General features: G+C 42.6%; 11 protein-coding genes. 6 read left to right on the top strand and 5 right to left on the bottom strand.

The features are described 5' to 3' along the window. Positions 1-41 precede the first annotated feature (41 nt). From AC0VYT_RS10860 to AC0VYT_RS10850, 3 genes are all read left to right on the top strand, one after another. A complete protein-coding gene (locus tag AC0VYT_RS10860; RefSeq protein ID WP_005019035.1) occupies positions 42-1,430 on the top strand; it encodes an MFS transporter in 1,389 nt (462 codons plus the stop codon). Between the two features lie 632 nt (positions 1,431-2,062). Beyond that, entirely contained in the window at positions 2,063-3,772 is a 1,710-nt protein-coding gene (locus AC0VYT_RS10855; RefSeq protein WP_005019037.1) for an FAD-dependent monooxygenase, read from the top strand. Beyond that, entirely contained in the window at positions 3,769-3,954 is a 186-nt protein-coding gene (locus AC0VYT_RS10850; RefSeq protein ID WP_005019038.1) for a hypothetical protein, read from the top strand. Before AC0VYT_RS10855 ends, AC0VYT_RS10850 begins: the two co-directional genes overlap by 4 nt. Positions 3,955-4,142: 188 nt before the next feature. Here the strand turns inward: AC0VYT_RS10850 and metH are convergent, their stop codons facing one another. Further along, a complete protein-coding gene (gene metH, locus AC0VYT_RS10845; RefSeq protein WP_005019043.1) occupies positions 4,143-7,829 on the bottom strand; it encodes a methionine synthase in 3,687 nt (1,228 codons plus the stop codon). A gap of 476 nt (positions 7,830-8,305) precedes the next feature. Here metH and AC0VYT_RS10840 point away from each other — a divergent pair, with 476 nt between their 5' ends. After that, the gene (locus AC0VYT_RS10840; RefSeq protein WP_005019044.1) at positions 8,306-9,922 is read left to right on the top strand and encodes an inorganic phosphate transporter; all 1,617 of its coding nucleotides are present in this window, start codon (positions 8,306-8,308) and stop codon (positions 9,920-9,922) included. Positions 9,923-9,999: 77 nt separating this feature from the next. Here AC0VYT_RS10840 and AC0VYT_RS10835 read toward each other — a convergent pair whose 3' ends face one another. The 4 genes from AC0VYT_RS10835 to AC0VYT_RS10820 form a co-directional block, all read right to left on the bottom strand. Continuing rightward, a complete protein-coding gene (locus tag AC0VYT_RS10835; RefSeq protein ID WP_005019046.1) occupies positions 10,000-11,556 on the bottom strand; it encodes a hypothetical protein in 1,557 nt (518 codons plus the stop codon). A 502-nt stretch (positions 11,557-12,058) separates the two neighbouring features. After that, entirely contained in the window at positions 12,059-13,042 is a 984-nt protein-coding gene (locus AC0VYT_RS10830; protein ID WP_005019048.1) for an SUMF1/EgtB/PvdO family nonheme iron enzyme, read from the bottom strand. Next, the gene (locus AC0VYT_RS10825; RefSeq protein WP_005019049.1) at positions 13,039-14,700 is read right to left on the bottom strand and encodes an arylsulfatase; all 1,662 of its coding nucleotides are present in this window, start codon (positions 14,698-14,700) and stop codon (positions 13,039-13,041) included. Before AC0VYT_RS10825 ends, AC0VYT_RS10830 begins: the two co-directional genes overlap by 4 nt. Before the next feature lie 166 nt (positions 14,701-14,866). Then, positions 14,867-15,487 (bottom strand): rhomboid family intramembrane serine protease, encoded by a 621-nt coding sequence (locus AC0VYT_RS10820; RefSeq protein ID WP_005019051.1) that lies wholly within the window; start codon positions 15,485-15,487, stop codon positions 14,867-14,869. 158 nt (positions 15,488-15,645) lie between these two features. On the opposite strand from AC0VYT_RS10820, the gene nfuA reads away from it, so the two are divergent. Then, on the top strand, positions 15,646-16,284 hold the full coding sequence (nfuA, locus tag AC0VYT_RS10815; RefSeq protein ID WP_005019052.1) for a Fe-S biogenesis protein NfuA: 639 nt from the start codon (positions 15,646-15,648) through the stop codon (positions 16,282-16,284). 179 nt (positions 16,285-16,463) lie between these two features. Next, complete coding sequence (locus tag AC0VYT_RS10810) at positions 16,464-18,671, top strand: TonB-dependent siderophore receptor (protein WP_005019054.1); 2,208 nt, start codon at positions 16,464-16,466, stop codon at positions 18,669-18,671. The last annotated feature ends 7 nt before the right edge of the window (positions 18,672-18,678 follow it).

Below are 18,678 nucleotides of genomic sequence, written 5' to 3'. Positions count from 1 at the left end.
ATAACAACAAATCCAGGGAAAATGATAAAAGGAAAACTAAAATGGATCAGATTAAATCTGTAGCGCTGACGGATGTCAGTGCTATACCTCAACAGGTTCATACACAGGCTGACAAAAAAGTTGCCTATGCCACTATTATTGGAACCACAATCGAGTGGTATGACTATTTTATTTATGCCGCAGTGGCAGGCCTGGTCTTTAACCAGCTATTCTTTGCACCTGCCGGACCAGTGGTTGCCAATTTGCTGGTATTTGCCTCTATTGGAATCAGCTTTTTATTTCGTCCTTTAGGTGCATTTATTGCCGGCCATTATGGGGATAAACTCGGGCGTCGTGCCATGCTGGTAATTACCCTTATATTGATGGGTGGCGCTACAGCATTGATCGGTCTGCTGCCTACCTATGCCTCAATCGGTATTGCAGCCCCTATTATCCTGATCATCTTGCGGATTCTACAAGGAATTTCAGCTGGTGGAGAATGGGGCGGAGCGGTATTGATGGCTGTTGAGCATGCACCAGAAAATAAGCGCGGGCGTTTTGGTTCATTTCCGCAGCTAGGTATTCCATTCGGGCTATTGCTGGCTTCTCTGGTATTAGTGATTATGACAGCTTGGGTCTCACCAGGGGATGCCTTTGTTGAGTGGGGCTGGCGCATTCCATTTCTGCTTAGCTTGTTGCTACTGCTGATTGGCCACTGGATACGTCGTTCTATTGGTGAAAGTCCAGTATTTGAAGAAATCAAGCAACGTAAGTCTGCCAATCCACATCCGATTAAAACCCTGTTTAAGCATCATAAGCTTTCAGTACTGCTTGCGGCACTACTATGTGCTGGAACAACCGCACTGGGTTACATGACGACTGGGGGCTTCATCCAGAATTATACAACGAACCCGGCCGGACCGATTGCACTGGAACGCTCGACTATTTTAACGCTCGTAACGTTATCTGCGATTGTGTGGGCTGCATTTACTTGGATTTCTGCCAGCCTGTCTGACCGATTTGGGCGTAAGAAAATGTATATTCTAGGGGCATTACTACAGCTGGGTGCGGCTTTTGTAGTATTCCCTCTGGTCGATACAGCAACCTACTCTGGTATTGCTATTGCCCTGTTTTTGCTGTCAATGGGTGTTGGCTTTACCCATGGTATCAATGCAATTGTTTATACCGAATTATTCCCTGCCTCGATTCGTTTTTCGGGAATCTCAATTACTTATGCACTTGGTTCTATCATCGGCGGCGCATTCGCACCCCTGATTGCAGCCTGGCTCATTAGTGTTTCGAATTCGACCACATTGGTAACTGTTTACTTAATGATGATGGCGAGTTTTGCCCTTATAGCCATCTGTTTACTCAAGGACCGTACCGGCATGCCATTAGGTGCAGATCATGAGGCAGAACAGAATCAGTCGCCATTTATCTGGCATAAATAATAGCAAGCTATATAGCCTCCTATGGGAGGCTTTTTATATTTTATTGATCTAAACCATAAATTTTTGGACTAGATGTCTACTCTATGCCTGGTCAATTTTACTGTCTGACAAACTGGATTGTTCAGTTCTGAAAATGCCATATTATTTTTGGAAATTAAAATGAGGGCGGGCAGTTCAATATAAAATTAACGGGAGAATGAGCAAGGAATCTGAATATCAGCTATTTTTATGGGAAATCATATGACCTGAAAGACTTATTTATATCGGTCATCAAATAATACTTATATGATTTGCTCTTTTGTATAAATGAAAAATCAACCAATAAAAACAGATTTTGATTGTTAAAATTTAAAAAAATAATATATTAAATTTATGATAAATATATATTTTTATAGATTTTAATAGTAACCTTGATTGACTTTTAAAATACTTGATTTTTACTCTAAAACTTAGCATACTAAAAATTATATTTTACGGTAAAAGTAATTTAATTATGTTTGTCGTAATTTATTGAGCTCTTGAAGATGCTATAAATCGCATAAAAATGCTATAGGAATAAAAAGCAGAAACTATTAGAAGAAAGCACGCAGTTTGAGCAATGCTGCGTTAAAAAACATGACAAGGAGTCAAATATGCATTTCCCCGAAACGCAGCTAAGAAAGTCACTCTATTATCCTTATCAGGTTTATCCCTACTTTCATCGTCCGCAAAAGACTGTGGCCCAAACAGGTACAGTGACTATTGTGGGAGCAGGACCAATTGGTATGGCAACAGCATTACTGCTAGCCAGACAAGGTATACGGGTCGTTCTGCTGTCTGCTGAACAGCAGTTATCTGAAGGCAGCCGGGCACTGGTATACACCAAGCGCTCTATGGAAATCTTACAGTCTGCTGGCGCTGCCCAACGTATCATGCAAAAAGCTCTACCGTGGACACATGGCAACTCTATTTATAAAGGACAGGTTGTCTTTCGCATGGCTTCACCATCTGACCCACATGATCAGTTCGCGCCATTAAATAATCTGCAGCAGAACTGGCTGGAAAGTTACTTGCTTGAGACCATACATGAGCAGGATAATATTGAGATTCGCTGGGGTAATAAGGTCATTGCACATGAACAGAATGATGAAACAGTCACTTTAACCATCCATACCCCAGAAGGTGAATATCAGCATGAAAGTAGCTGGGTGGTTGCAGCCGATGGAGGACGCTCTGCATTACGCGAACAGATGAAGCTGCGGATGCAAGGCGCCAGTTATGAAGGCCGCTTTGTTATTGCGGATATTCGCATCAAGCTGGACTATCCGACCGAACGTCTGGCCTTTTTCTCACCGGACTGGAACCCGGGCAATACCATTCTCATGCACCGCGAACCAGATCATATCTGGCGTTTTGACTATCAGCTTGATCCAAGTATCAGTCCGGAAGAAGCACTCAAACCGGAAAATCTGAGCAAGGCTGTCAATGACCAGCTCAAAATGATTGGACAGGAACATTTACAGTGGGAAATGGACTGGAGTACAGTCTATTCGGCACGTGCGTTAACACTCGACAATTATGTGCATAACCGCATTATATTTGTTGGTGATGCTGCGCATCTGTTACCAATTTTTGGCGTGCGCGGTGCCAATACCGGCTTTCAGGATGCCAAAGATCTGTCATGGAAACTGGCCGGTGTAATTCAAGGCTGGGCATCCCGCGAGCTTTTAGAAAGTTATACCTTCGACCGGGTTGGAGCAGTGCGGGAGATTATTGCTGAGGCCGGGAAATCTACCCGCTTTATGGCACCACCCACCCAAGGCTACCGCTTGCTACGTAACGCAGTACTGTCTTTATCGCTAGAACACGAATTTGTACGTCCACTCTATCATTGGCGTACATCACGGCCACATGCCTATAGCTATTCACCTTTGAACAGTCAAAATGATGACAATGCCAGCATGAAGGAAATGACTGAAAATGGTGCCTTGATTCCTAATGTTAAAACTGTAGATGGTTCATTTTTGTATGACCGGATCGATGGTAAGTTCAACGTTCTGGTTTTCACAGAGCAGGGCGAACTTCCTGCCGGTCTTTATACTGAAATTAAAGCATTACAAGCCTGTGCTATTCCTGTGCAGATTATTGCACTTGCGCTGGATGGCCAGACAGTACATAACGCAGAGATGACTTTAAAGATCACTGCAGAACTTGCAGCAGAACATTTTTTTGCACAAAGTGGTTCAATTTACCTGATACGCCCTGATCATCATATTCATGGCCGCTGGCTGCATTATAGGAACTCTGCCATTACCCAAACTTTTGAGCAGTTTTGTCAGCTAACAAAAGGAGTAGCAGCATGAGTAATATTCGGATTGAAGACCTAGAACAGGTATATGACCATCTGGCAGAAAGTATTGATCATCTGGATGCAGAAAAACGTGAGCTGTTTCTGGTCAAGCTGGCTTTACTCAGTGCAAACCAGATTCAAGACAGCACTATATTTTTAAGACTGATTAACCAGGCAAAAGTATTTGAAGATTAATATCTGACTCTATAAGTATTTTAAAATACGGAAAGAAAAAATGAAAAGTACTTGTGTTTTATATTGAAAATATCTTTAATTTTGAATGATATAACTCTGCTGGTAAAGTTTAAAGCAAGCTAGTACAAGAAAAGAGTTTAAAATAAAAATCCCCTCAATAGAGGGGATTTTTTAAACCGGATATTTACTTAGACAATTGAATCATCCAGATTTGGTGCTAGCCAGCGTTTGGCCTCATCCAGCGTCCAGCCTTTACGTTTTGCATAATCTTCTAACTGATCCAGAGAAATCTTGCCAACATTGAAATACTGAGATTCGGGATGAGCATAATAGAAGCCGCTCACCGATGAAGGGGGCCACATTGCAAAGCTGGAAGTGAGCTGTGTACCAATCTTGTCAGTAGAACCCAGCCAGTCGAATAGAACCGCTTTTTCAGAATGCTCAGGACAGGCCGGGTAACCCGGTGCCGGACGAATACCGATATATTTCTCTTTAATCAGTTCCTCATTGCTTAGCTGTTCACTGGCCTGATAGCCCCAGAACTCTTTACGGATACGTTCATGCAGATGCTCGGCAAAAGCTTCGGCAAAACGGTCACCCAAAGACTGAACCAGAATAGCACTATAGTCATCACCTTTTGCTTTGTATTCATTGGCAAGTTCTTCAGCACCAAAAATTGAAACTGTAAACCCTCCCAGATAGTCCTGCGCCTGGTTCTCTTCGGTGACAATAAAATCTGCCAGAGATAAATTTGGCTTACCGGTAACTTTGTCTGACTGCTGGCGTAAATGCTCAAAATGATGTGTCGCAGCACCTTGTTCATCGTATACCGTGACAGTATCGGCAGCCGTACGTTTAGCAGGGTATAAACCAAATACGGCCCGGGCATCAAAACGTTTATTCTCAATAATATCTTTAAGCATAATCTGTGCCTGCTGATACAAATCAGTTGCTGCTTCACCGACTACTTCATCTTCCAGAATTTTCGGGAATTTGCCTGCCAGGCTCCATGAAATAAAGAATGGAGTCCAGTCAAAATACTCAACCAGTGTTTCTAGCGGATACTGGGTAATGGTTTGAACACCGATAAAATTTGGCTGTGGTGGTACGTAGTCTGGAGCGATCTTGAAACCGTGCTTAACCGACTCGGCATAAGACAGTTTAGCTGCTTTTGGCTGCTTGTTCGCCAGGCGCTCGCGTACCTTAACATATTCATCACGGTGACCCTGTACAAAAGCAGGCTTCATTTCCGGCGAGAGCAGGGAGGTGGCGACCCCTACCGCACGTGATGCATCGGCAACATAAATGACGGCATCATTTGAATATTGCGGATCAATTTTTACAGCAGTATGGGCTTTTGATGTAGTTGCCCCGCCAATCATTAAAGGAATTTTAAAGCCTTTACGCTGCATCTCTTTAGCTACAAAGACCATTTCATCCAGACTTGGCGTAATCAGGCCGGACAGCCCGATAATATCAACTTTTTCATCAATTGCAGTTTGCAGAATTTTCTCTGCCGGCACCATTACGCCTAAATCTACAATGTCATAACCGTTACAGCCAAGTACTACACCGACAATATTCTTGCCAATATCATGTACGTCACCTTTGACTGTTGCCATCAGGATTTTCCCTTTGGCTTCACCAGCAGTTTTTTCAGCTTCAATATACGGGTTAAGCCAGGCTACAGCCTGTTTCATAACCCGAGCCGATTTTACAACCTGTGGCAAGAACATCTTGCCTGAACCAAACAGGTCGCCTACGACATTCATTCCGGCCATAAGCGGGCCTTCAATAACATCCAGCGGACGGGCAGACTTTAGCCGTGCTTCTTCGGTATCTTCATTAATAAAGGCAGTAATACCTTTCACTAACGCATACTCAAGACGTTTTTCTACCGGTTCGTTGCGCCATTCCAGATTTTCAGCTTCACGTTGGGTTCCGCCCTGACCACGATATTTCTCAGCAATACTCAGTAACTTTTCAGTGGCTTCCTGTCCGCTTTCTCCCTGATTGCGGTTCATTACTACGTCTTCAACCGCGTCTTTCAGCTCAGCCGGAATGTCATCATAAATTGCCAGCTGCCCGGCATTTACAATTCCCATGGTCAAGCCCTGCTTGATGGCGTAATAAAGAAAAACCGCATGGATTGCTTCACGTACCGGCTCATTACCGCGGAACGAGAAAGAAACGTTAGAAATACCGCCCGAGATCATGGCATTTGGCAGGTTCTGCTTGATCCACCCAGTAGCCTCAATAAAGTCCACACCATAGTTGTTGTGTTCTTCAATACCTGTCGCTACCGCAAAGACATTCGGGTCAAAAATAATATCTTCAGAAGGAAAGCCAACTTCATTGACCAGCACATCATAAGATCGTTTACAGATTTCTTTCTTGCGCTCAACCGTATCGGCCTGACCTTTTTCATCAAAAGCCATAACAATGACAGCCGCACCATACTGACGGCATAAACGTGCTTTCTCTACAAACTCATCATAACCTTCTTTCAGCGAGATTGAGTTTACTACGGCTTTACCTTGTACACATTTCAGTCCTGCCTCGATAATTTCCCATTTTGATGAGTCAATCATGATCGGTACACGGGAAATATCAGGCTCAGAAGCAATCAGGTTCAGGAATGTCACCATCGCATTTTGCGAATCAAGCATCCCTTCGTCCATATTGATATCGATGATCTGGGCACCGCCTTCGACCTGTTGACGGGCAACATCCAATGCTTCTGCATAATTCTCTTCACGGATCAGACGTGCAAATTTCTTTGAACCGGTTACGTTGGTTCGTTCACCTACGTTTACAAATAGTGATTCATCGTAAATATTAAATGGCTCCAGACCACTCAGTCGGCAGGCTGGTTTAATCTGGGGAATCTGGCGGGGAGCGATATCTTTTACAGCATTATAAATGGCTCGTATATGGTCCGGAGTCGTACCACAGCAGCCACCAGTAATATTGATTAAGCCACTTTCTGCAAACTCTTTCAGAAATGCAGCAGTTTCTTCCGGTGTTTCATCATAACCGCCAAAAGCATTGGGCAAACCGGCATTCGGATGGGCAGAAACAAATACATCAGCAACATCAGCCACTGTTTTAACATGTGGGCGCATGGCATCTGCACCCAAGGCACAGTTAAATCCGATTGAAAGCAGATCGCCGTGGCGCACCGAATTCCAGAAGGCTTCAGCAGTTTGTCCGGTCAGCGTACGTCCGGAAGCATCTGTGATCGTGCCGGAAATCATTAAGGGTAATTCATAACCTAATTCTTTAAAGACTTCCTTTACCGCAAAAATAGCTGCCTTACAGTTCAGGGTATCGAACACGGTTTCAATCAGAATAATATCTGCACCGCCTTCAATGAGGGCATGAGTCGCTTCTATATAGTTTTCTTTTAGGGCATCAAAAGTAATATTACGAAACGCCGGGTTATTAACATCCGGTGATATAGAACAAGTACGTGAAGTAGGGCCAAGTACACCGGCCACAAAGCGCGGTTTATCAGGGGTTGAATATTTTTCACAAGCTGCTTTGGCCAGCCGTGCAGCTTCACGATTAATTTCTGGTACCAGATCTTCCATATGGTAGTCTGACATGGAAACGCGGGTACCATTAAAACTGTTGGTCTCGATAATATCTGCACCAGCATCCAGGTAAGCTTCATGTATGTCCTGAATAATTTGTGGCTGAGTCAATACCAGCAGGTCGTTATTACCCTTCAGGTCATGGGCCCAGTCTGCAAAACGTTCACCACGATAATCTGCTTCCTCAAGCCTATGACGCTGGATCATGGTTCCCATCGCACCGTCAATAATCAGGATGCGTTTGGCAAGAAGCTCTTTTAGGGTGGCAAGCGTAGACATGAAGAGACCCCCAATGCGGATAACTGTAAAATGGGCGCTATTGTAACAGATTCAACTTATATAGTTATGCCTTTGCATGTTAAGCATTTCCTATAAGGATTGTGGCTATTCTTGATATAGCCGGCTACTTTTACCTGATTGGTCCTGTATTTTTTTCATGAAATTGCAATATCTTTGCAGCATAGTCATTAACTGAACATGAAACAGACAATTGGTGACTTATAGCTGTAATAATTCAATGAAAGTAATTTATTAGCCCGTAGCTTGTTCTTTTTTATTATTTTGAATATAAGTTATTGAATTTATAAATATAAAAAATAGTAGGAATAGAATGAGGACAAAGATATGGGTTCTAAGGATGACCTAAATAAGCTCAATTAGATGAAAATTGGCTTTATATGACACCCTTTTGTCATATAATTGTCACAATTTAAATAAAGAATAAGGGGATTTTATTATCCTCTTAAACCATCTAGATGAATTCGAATATTCCTCCCGATTCAGATCCAGTACTTCCCGTGGCATCCAGTAATGTACACGTGCCAACACCGAAGTTTTTTATGCCGGTGTTCCTGACGGTAATTGTTGCCACGCTAATTTACATTGGCTTTCAGGTAAATGCTGATCTGGCTCATGTTCCGCCGCTTGGTTTATATTCTATTATTCTGCTAGCCACTGCTTTATTGATTGCATTAGGCTTTGAATTTGTTAATGGTTTTCATGATACAGCTAATGCTGTAGCGACGGTTATCTATACCAATGCCTTGCCAGCACCTGTGGCTGTGATGTGGGCAGGCTTTTGTAATTTTCTTGGGGTAATGGTAGCAAGTGGGGCAGTCGCGTACGGTATTATTGCGCTGCTTCCGGTTGAGCTGATTATGAATGTCAGTAGCGGTGCCGGTTTTGCGATGGTATTTGCTTTACTGATTGCCGCAATCATCTGGAACCTGGGTACCTGGTTTCTTGGTATACCTGCCTCAAGTTCGCATACCCTGATCGGTTCAATCTTGGGGGTGGGTATCATGAACCATCTTCTAAATGCCGCGACTGGTGCCAGTGGTATCGATATGGATCAGGTCATCAAGGTGGGTAAGGCCTTACTTTTTTCACCACTAATTGGTTTTGCATTTGCTGCGGTCTTGTTCCTGCTGGTTAAAAAGATCTTTAAGAAACAAATGGAACTGTTTCAGCCGCCAGAAGGAAACAAGCCGCCTCCGCCACTGATCCGTGCCATCCTGATTTTTACCTGTACCGGTGTTAGCTTTGCTCATGGATCAAATGATGGGCAAAAGGGCATGGGCCTAATCATGCTGATTCTGATTGGTCTGGTACCTTTAGCTTACTCTCTGAATAAAAATCTGGATCAGGCACATTTACAGTCATTTGAACAGCTATCTACTCAAACTGCTTCTGCTATTTATGCTAATTATCAGGATATCCCGGATGAGCAGGCACGGACTGTACTGACCCGTTATATCCAGACCAAGGAAATTAGTCCTGAAGTAGTGCCAGCATTGGCAAGCCTGACTGACCATCTGGGTGAGCGTGTAGCAGCCTATGATAATTTAAGAGACATGCCTGAAGCAGTAGTCAGCGAAATTCGTAATGACATGTACCTGAGTACCACTACATTTAAGCGTCTAGATAAGGCAGAGGCCTTACCTGCGTTACCTGAAGCTCAGAATAAACTGGTAGATGAATATCGCGATAATCTGGATTCATTCCTGCAATATATTCCGACTTGGGTCAAAGTGGCGGTAGCCCTGGCACTGGGCCTTGGAACTATGGTGGGCTGGAAGCGAATTGTCGTGACAGTAGGTGAGCGTATTGGTAAGCATCATATGACTTATGGTCAGGGGATGTCTGCCGAGCTGGTAGCTATGTCTACAATTGCTGCAGCAGATGGCCTGGGTATGCCTGTATCGACTACACATGTTTTAAACAGTGCAGTTGCAGGTACCATGGTGGCCAATAAATCTGGCCTGAACTTTAATACTGTCAAAACTATTCTGTCCGCATGGGTATTTACACTGCCAGCAACCATTTGCTTATCTGGCGGTTTATATTGGCTGTTTCTCAAGTTATTTGTTTAATTAAAATAGACATTAAAAAAAGCTTTGCCTCGGCAAAGCTTTTTTTTGTATCTGCTATTGTTTGTTCAGAAAAAGCTTCAGCTTTTCTTTTTGAATTTTGAAAGAAGTTTTTCTACTGGCAGTTTATCTGAAGCCAGGCCATATAAGGCAGCAAAAGGTAGTGCAGTTCGTGCCAGATAAGCGACACGCCACAGACCGCCATGGTTAGCACCTTCCATCATCAGCTCTAAAGGATGTTCTAGTGCAGTGTCTGGATGTGCAGCTGAATCAGGATTGCGCAGATCGTGGATCCATAGGGCTGCCATGATGGCATTGGTAGTTTCAGGTGCAAATGCTTCTACATCAAATAAGCTGGCGCCAGTAAAGGCAGCCTTTAGTAATGGATTCTTGGTGACAGAATGCGTCGTGGTTGACGGGGCAATATTAATACTGACCTGTTGACCCTGATGGCGTGCGAGTACAGCGCGCCATTGTTGTAGGCGCTTGGCTAGTGCATAATTCGGGCCTTGTTCCAAGACCAGACAGTCGGTAATGCCGTAATGTTTGCCATTATCTGATTTTACAAGCATTTGCTGGTTCTTCTGGAAAAAATGTTTCAAAGAAGCGGTTGAAATACCCTTGGTTAGAAGCTTTTGTAACTGCGAGCGATGTTTGAACTTGTCAGATGCAGCTTGAGCAACTTCTTCCGGCACCGCATACACATCGGTCGGAGTACACATAAACATCAGGCTGGTATCCGGTTTATGCTGGCTGACATATTGCATGATGGCATCCATTGCCATAGAAACCCGTACATGTTTTTCACCATCCAGATAGGCGATAGCTGCCAAATCCAGTTGCTGCTTAAAGGTCACCAGCCACTGACCAATCTCCGGTAACTGGGTCAACAGATTGGCTCCCAGATGCTCTTTTAACTCGGAAATACTGGCCTGTTCGGGAAAAGGCTGATCGCTGGGTGCGATAAGCGTAGCATTTCCTGCTTCAATAATATTTAAAATTCTTTCCCATACCTGAGCCCGCGGCAAGTCAATAGCAACAATATTGGCTTTCCATTTGGCCAGCCAGGTTAATGGGCCGGCTTCAGAACCTGCACCCAGCAAAACCAGTGTCCGATCAGACAGGTCAAACCATTCCGGATGTGCCACAGCCTGCTGCAAAGCTTCAGCATGACTTGCCTCAATGATGCCTGCCGCCAGCCATTTTTCTATCTGGCTGAGCAAACTTTGGCCCTGAAGGTTCTGGCCGTGATAAGGCACATACCATTCAGGAGTGTTATCGTTCTTGCCTTGGAACTTGGCTGTATAAAGCTGTTTTTCTACAGGAAGCTGCATCACATCCTTGAGTAAACAGGATTCACCTGCACGGTAGAACACAAAGCTATGATGTGCCTTATGTAAACCCTGCTTGGCAATAGTAATCGGATGATTAACGTGCCGGATACCCTGATATACCAGCGCTTTAAAATATTTTGGATATGTCTTGCGCCAATTTTTTTCTTTAGATGCCTGCTGTGAGCTGTCGGAATCGACCAGTGATAATGCTTCAGCAATAATTTCTTTACCGGTACGGGTCGTACTTGGCTTGTTAGAGCCTTCCTGTACAGGAAATTGTAAACCTTCAAGTGGGTTAGACATGCAAAATATCTCTTCGGATCATTGATTTAATATACAGTTGTATACATTATCTATGCCAGATTGGATTAAGGGGTGGCATTATGTGACAAAATTGCAAGAAAATAAGAAAACTGATCTGGTGAGTAAAGAGATTAAAACCGTCTAACAGTAGAATGCTTTTCTCTTCTCTATAAATAGATCAACCGTGAATCTGCCTGATCTGTTTTGATGAGTAGAAATCGTCTGGATAATAATAAAAGCCACGCCGGTTCAAACATAATACTTGCTTGTTCAGTATGGGCTTTACAGCTATTTAAACCTATTCAGCAGTTTACCGAAAAATAATAAAACTTCTTTTATAACTCAATCTTGGATTTTGTTTTTATAGTATTTATTTTTAACTATTTACTATGATGGTTGCTTTATGCTCTTGTGACTCAAGCAATGAATTAAAGCTTATAAAACAATATATGGTCTTTACTCTGTTCAGTTTTTTCTTTGTAAAATGAGCTAGTGAAGGTAGTTATTTACCACGGTCAATAGTACGGAACCCGGTATGAGTCGTAGCCAGGTTAAATTCTTGTGGATGACGGCTACTTTTTCTATAACGGGCACAGTATTGACTGGCACAAAGAAAGGAGCCTCCCTTAATCACAAAGGATTGTGGAATATGCTGCGAAGTTCTTAACGCTGAATAATTTCCCATATGCTCATCATGAGCACCGGTATATACAGAACTGGTCCATTCCCAGACGTTACCAATCATATCGTAAAGTCCAAAAGCATTCGGGCTGAAACAGCCCACAGGGGCTATACCTTTAAAATGGTCTTCTTGGCTATTATGAAAGGGAAAATCACCTTGCCAGTAATTTGCATCAGGCCGGTGCTGATGATTACGCGGTTCATGTTTTAAGGGCACATCTGTCTCGTCATTACCTTTGGCTGCGTATTCCCATTCAACTTCAGAAGGTAAATCATGGCCGAGCCAGAGCGCGTAATGTTCAGCATCGTTTTTGGTAATATACCGTACTGCTTCGTTAGCGCGGGCAGGTGGACCCTCTGGCCCTTCAGGCAAGCGCCAGTTATAACCTGATTTAAGCTTCCACCACTGTTGTGGTGACTGCTCATCTGCTTCAAATATGGCAGCTTCATTCTGTTTTTCGGCATCGGTAATATAGTGTGTAGCTGCTATAAAACTTGCAAACTGAGCCACAGTCACTTCAGTCTGATCAATCCAGAATCCTTTCACTTTCCTTTTTTGAGCCCCAAAATTGATCTCATCTGGATAAGCCAGTTCCGATCCTAATTTCACTTCGCCTTTAGGAATATATAACATCCCGGCATGTGCTTGTTCTAACCAGCCTGAAGGCAGTCCAGAATATGACTGACAGTATGTTATATTTCCCAGATTTAAATTTTTTTTATTTGTGGGGAGGCTACTTTGTTCGGTGTTATGGCAGCCTGTAAAAAGCAGACTGCACAGCCCTAATCTTAACGCTAATTTCATTTGCGGTATTCCAGTACACCATGCTGCTGTGCATACTGCTGATAAATTTGACTCAGCTTTTGAACCTGATCGGGATACTGCTCGGCAAGATTCTGATTTTCGCCGCGGTCATTTTTCAGATTATAAAGTTCCCACTGGCCTGTACCAAGTTCAGGTTTTGCCTGCAAAGCTATTTTCCATTCACCTGAACGTAGATATTTATTGCCATGTAATTCATCTCCGAATATGAAATCGGCAGGGCGAACCGAGGCAGCTTTATTTTGTAGGAGTGCTTTCCATGAATAGCCATTTGGTGTGTTAATTTTTCTTCCCTTATATTCACTTTGCGGTACAGGAATGCTGGCGAAATCCAGTACAGTAGGTAGTACATCAAGTACTGAAGTAAACCCATGATATTTTTGCGAATTTGATAATACATTAGGGACTTTTATTATTGCAGGTGCAATAGTTGCACCTTCACCAGCAGTTTCTTTCCATAGATGAAAAGGAGCGGCACTGACCTCTGCCCAACGTGGACCAATATAATGATAGGACTGTGCTGTACCAACAGCATTCAGAGAAGCATCGAAACTCGAATCGCTTGCTCCGCGAATAGTACCTTCTGCACCATTATCAGAAACAAAAAAGATAAGGGTGTTATCATAAAGACGGTTAGCTTTTAAGTACTGGATAATTTTGCCAATATTAGCATCCAGGTTTTCTACCATACCCGCATAAACTTCCATTTTACGGGCTTCTATAGCTCTTTGTTCTGGACTCAGTTCAGCCCATTGGCCATAACCTAATTTATCAGTTGCCAAGGGTGTAGCTGACTGAAAGTCAGGAGGAATGATACCCAGCTGTTTCTGGCGTTTAATCCGGTTTTCGCGGATGACCTCATATCCTGCATCATAAATACCTTTATATTTATTGCTATAAGCTTCAGGCGCCTGTATGGGCCAGTGCGGTGCAGTGTAAGCTGCATAAGCAAAGAAAGGTTTGCCAGTATTTTTGCCACTTTCCAGATATTCCAGTAATTTATCAGTAAAATAATTTGTTGAAAAAAAGTCATCAGGTAAATCTGCGATAGAAATAATTTTCCCGTCTTCTGTATAGGTCGCTGTGCGTTTAAATGCAGCAGGTGCGTCTTTAAAATGTAAATCTAAGCCCTGAAGCAAGGTAAAAGAGCGGTCAAATCCTTTGACATGAGCATTACTCTCAGGCGTCAAGCCTAAATGCCATTTTCCACTGATATAAGTACGGTAACCATGATCACGCAAGACTTCTGCAATTGATAAAGACCGCTCGTTCAGATAGCCCTCATAACCTGGTTGACCTTTTAAATGGGTAGGAGTGAGTTCTGCCATTGCACCAATTCCGGCCAGATGATGATCTGTACCTGAAATCAATTGGGAACGGGTAGGAGAGCAGGTTGCGGCTGTATGATAATCGGTAAGAATTTTACCCGCTTGCGCCAATGCATCCAGATTAGGCGTGTGTATTTCACTGCCAAATGCTCCCAGATCTGAATAGCCTAAGTCATCTGCCATAATAAACAATATATTAGGCTGCTGTATTTTATTCTGTTTATTGTCTTCGTTTTTATCATCATTACAGCCAGACAGAGAAAAACTGAGTGCCAAACTGGTAATGGTAAAAAATAGTTTAATTTTTTTCATAATCTAATCAAGTGGCAATAAGCTTGCTGCCAAGCCTAAAACAAAGCCACTCGTTGAAAAATGAATAAATTTTGCTTTGGTAAGTAAGAAAATTGCTTAGAACAATTGTCACTATACTAAGCAATTTTTTTAAGAAGAAATTTAATCAATTACTACATTCAGATTATTAAAAAGAAGGCAGTTGTGATAGTTTGTTCAAAAAGTGTGGGATCAGACGTGGCTCAAGAATAACAGTCATTATTACCCCGTAAGCAGCACCCCATAAATGAGCACTATGGTTAATATTACTGTTGCCTCGCTTACCGGACCAGATACTGTACGCTATATATAAAACTGCAAAAATAATAGCGGGGACCGGAATAAAAAATACAAAAATCAGTTTCCACGGCTCAAACAAGATGTATGCAAACAAAACAGCAGAAACTGCGCCGGATGCGCCTAAGCTGGCCCAACGGCTATCATTTTTATGTTTAAGGTAACTTGGCAGAATTGCAATGATTAATCCACCTAGATAAAACAGAACGAAGCCCAGGTCATAAAAGTACTGTCGATAAAAGCTTTCAATAATACTGCCAAAGAAAAACAGGGTAATCATATTGAACAGCAGATGAGCGCCATCTGCATGCACAAAACCATGAGTAATAAAACGGTCATACTGACCTTTCTGCATGGCTGGTGGCCAGAAAATCAAGCGATTCATCAGGGCCTGATTGGAAAATGCCAGCAGTGAAACGATCACTGTGATAATAATCAGGGTAACGGTATGATTAAAAGGTAGACCTAGCATAACATCTCGTATTCATTTGGATCTGTTTAAAGTCATCATGCCATTAAAACAGATCGTGGATGGGAGTTTCATAATAATTCCGACAATTTTAGTTGATTTTTTCGAAATCCCCCGCATCTTCAGTTAAAATACTTGCAATAGCTTGAGGAATAATTGTTATGTCGACTGAGACCAACAGCACTGCAGTAGCAGAAGAGATCCCGAACCTGTTAATTACTCCAAATGCACAAGAGTATTTGCATGATTTGCTAGAAAAGCAGAATACTCCGGGAATTGGTGTTCGTATTTTTGTAGAAAATCCGGGAACACCACGTGCTGAATGCTGTATGGCGTATAGTGCTCCGGAAGAGATTATTCCTACTGACTACAAACAGGATTATCCAGATTTTCCTGCATTTATCGATGCCCCGTCTATTCCATATCTACGTGATGCGGTTATTGACTACAATAAAGACCGTTTCGGCGGGCAGCTGACATTCCGTGCTCCAAACTCTAAAGTACCACGTGTCGGTCCAGATGCGTCAATCGAAGAGCGTATTACCTATGTACTCCAGTCAGAGATTAATCCGGGACTGGCAGGACATGGCGGTAACTGTGCCTTGGTGGAAGTGGTAGAAGATGAAGAACATGGCCTAACAGCTGTACTTAAATTTGGTGGAGGCTGCCAGGGCTGTTCAGCAATTGACGTAACCCTAAAACAGGGTGTAGAAACTACGTTGAAACAGCATATTCCCGAGTTGTCACGCGTAGTCGACCAGACTGACCATAGTCAGGCGGAAGGTGCTTACTTTAAGTAAGTTTTACTTTAGGTCAGATATCTATCTAGAAACCTCCTTCGGGAGGTTTTTTTATAACCATAAGAAAATATAAATAATGAGAATTGTTATCAATATCATTCCTAATTTAAAAGTTTTTTGTTACACTGCGCAACATTAAATTTCATTTTTCTCCATAAATCCGTAATTTGGGGGCAGTAATGTCTAACCGTATGATGAAGTCTGTACTTACCGTTTCGATTCTCTCAGCTATGTTATCTGTAGCCAATGCAGCTGAAACAGACAAGGCTCAGCAGCAGGAAAATGAGAGCCAGCCACAGGATGCTGTCAAATTAGAAACTATGGTTCTTACCGCAGAAGAGCAGGTAAAACAGTCTTTGGGCGTTTCTATCATTACAGAAGAAGATTTAGATAAATTACCCGTGACCAATGATATTTCGGAATATGTACGTCGTATGCCAGGTGTAAACTTAACCGGTAACAGTGCTACCGGCCAACGTGGCAATAACCGTCAGATCGATATTCGTGGAATGGGGCCTGAAAATACCTTAATTCTGATCGATGGCAAGCCGGTAAATTCACGTAATTCTGTACGTTATGGCTGGCGAGGTGAACGTGATACGCGAGGTGATTCTAACTGGGTACCAGTCAATGCAATCGAGTCAATTGAAGTGTTGCGAGGTCCTGCTGCTGCCCGTTACGGTTCTGGCGCTATGGGAGGCGTGGTCAATATTAAAACTAAAAAAGTGTCCAATGAATTACATGGTTCTATTGAAACTTATACCAACCAGCCAGAAAATAGTAAAGAAGGTGATACTAATCGTGTAAGTGTTAATTTGAGTGGACCGATTATTCAGGATGTTCTGTCTTATCGGATCTATGGAAACTATAATAAAACCGATAATGATGCGCCAGATATCAATCCTGTGGTGGGGTCAAACGGTTATCGTGCCGCAGGCCGTGAAGGGGTAGAAAATAAAGATATTAATGCCCGCTTGGCCTGGAAAATGACTGATCATCAACATTTGCTTTTTGATATAGGTTCGGGCCGGCAGGGTAACCTGTATGCAGGTGATTCACAGAACAGTAATCTTGACCCGACTACTAATGATATCTTGTCTCAATTATTTGGTAAAGAAACTAATACCTTGTATCGCGATAACTATGCTCTGACTCATGAAGGGGAATGGAGTTGGGGTGATAGCAAGCTTATTGCTCAATTTGACCGTACCAAAAACAAGCGACTACCCGAAGGAACAGCAGGAGCAAGTGAAGGCCGTATTAACAGTCTGGAAGACCGGGTGACTTCTACCCTCGATACATTGCGTTTTAATGGAGAAGTCACCGTCCCTCTTGAACTATATGTCCCGCAAAACCTGACGATAGGTGCTGAATGGGTTGAAGATGATTTTAGCGATCAGGAAAATACCAAGCAGGGTGATGGCTCGTACGGTGAAAATTTAACTACGGGAGACCGTAGCAAGATGAAGTCGCGCATAGCTTCTGGATATCTTGAAAACAATATGAAAATTACTGATGCTACAGATATGGTGGTCGGTATACGTTTTGATGACCATAATCGGTCAGGTTCCAATTGGAGCCCAAGTTTAAACCTCAGCCACAAACTGGGTGATTACTTCACTTTAAAAGGTGGTATTGCCAAAGCCTATAAGGCACCGAACCTTTATCAAAATGCGGAAGGATATTTGCTGGGTACAAGAGGAAATGGCTGTCCGATTGGTCTGAGTCAGTGTGTACTGCAAGGAAATGCCAATCTAAAACCTGAAACTTCAATCAATAAAGAGATTGGTTTCGAATTTCAGAAAGATATTGTAAATGCCAGCCTGGCATGGTTCCGTAATGATTATGAAGACAAAATTACTTCTGGAGATGAAGTAACGCAGCAGGTAGTTATTGGGGATACAACCTATAATGTATTGCAATGGACCAATATTCCTAAAGCACTTATTCAAGGTCTTGAAGGAAGTATCAGTCTGGACTGGGGGGATGTGACCTGGACTAACAACTTTACTTACATGACTGACTCGGTAAACAAAAAGACAGGAAATCCTCTCTCGGTGGTGCCAAATTATACAATTAACTCTATTTTCAATTATGACATTACTGATGCATGGGATGTAAATTTTGTTTATACCCAGTATGGCCGTCAAAAACCGCGCCAATATAAAGAAACTTCGCTTGAAGATAAACAGGGTATAATTACTGAGAGTGTTAAAAGTTATGGTCTGGCCGGTATCAATACAGGCTATAAATTTAATGACAATTTCAGTGGCCGGATTGGTATTAGCAACCTGTTTGATGAGCAAAAACTGCGTGACAATACAGTAAATCAGACTTATAACGAACCTGGCCGTGCATATTATGCAAGCTTGAAGTACGAATTCTAAAATCTCT

It is taken from the genome of Acinetobacter sp. QJM3NY_42 (assembly GCF_056173745.1).
This window is presented reverse-complemented; position numbering and strand designations above follow the sequence as displayed.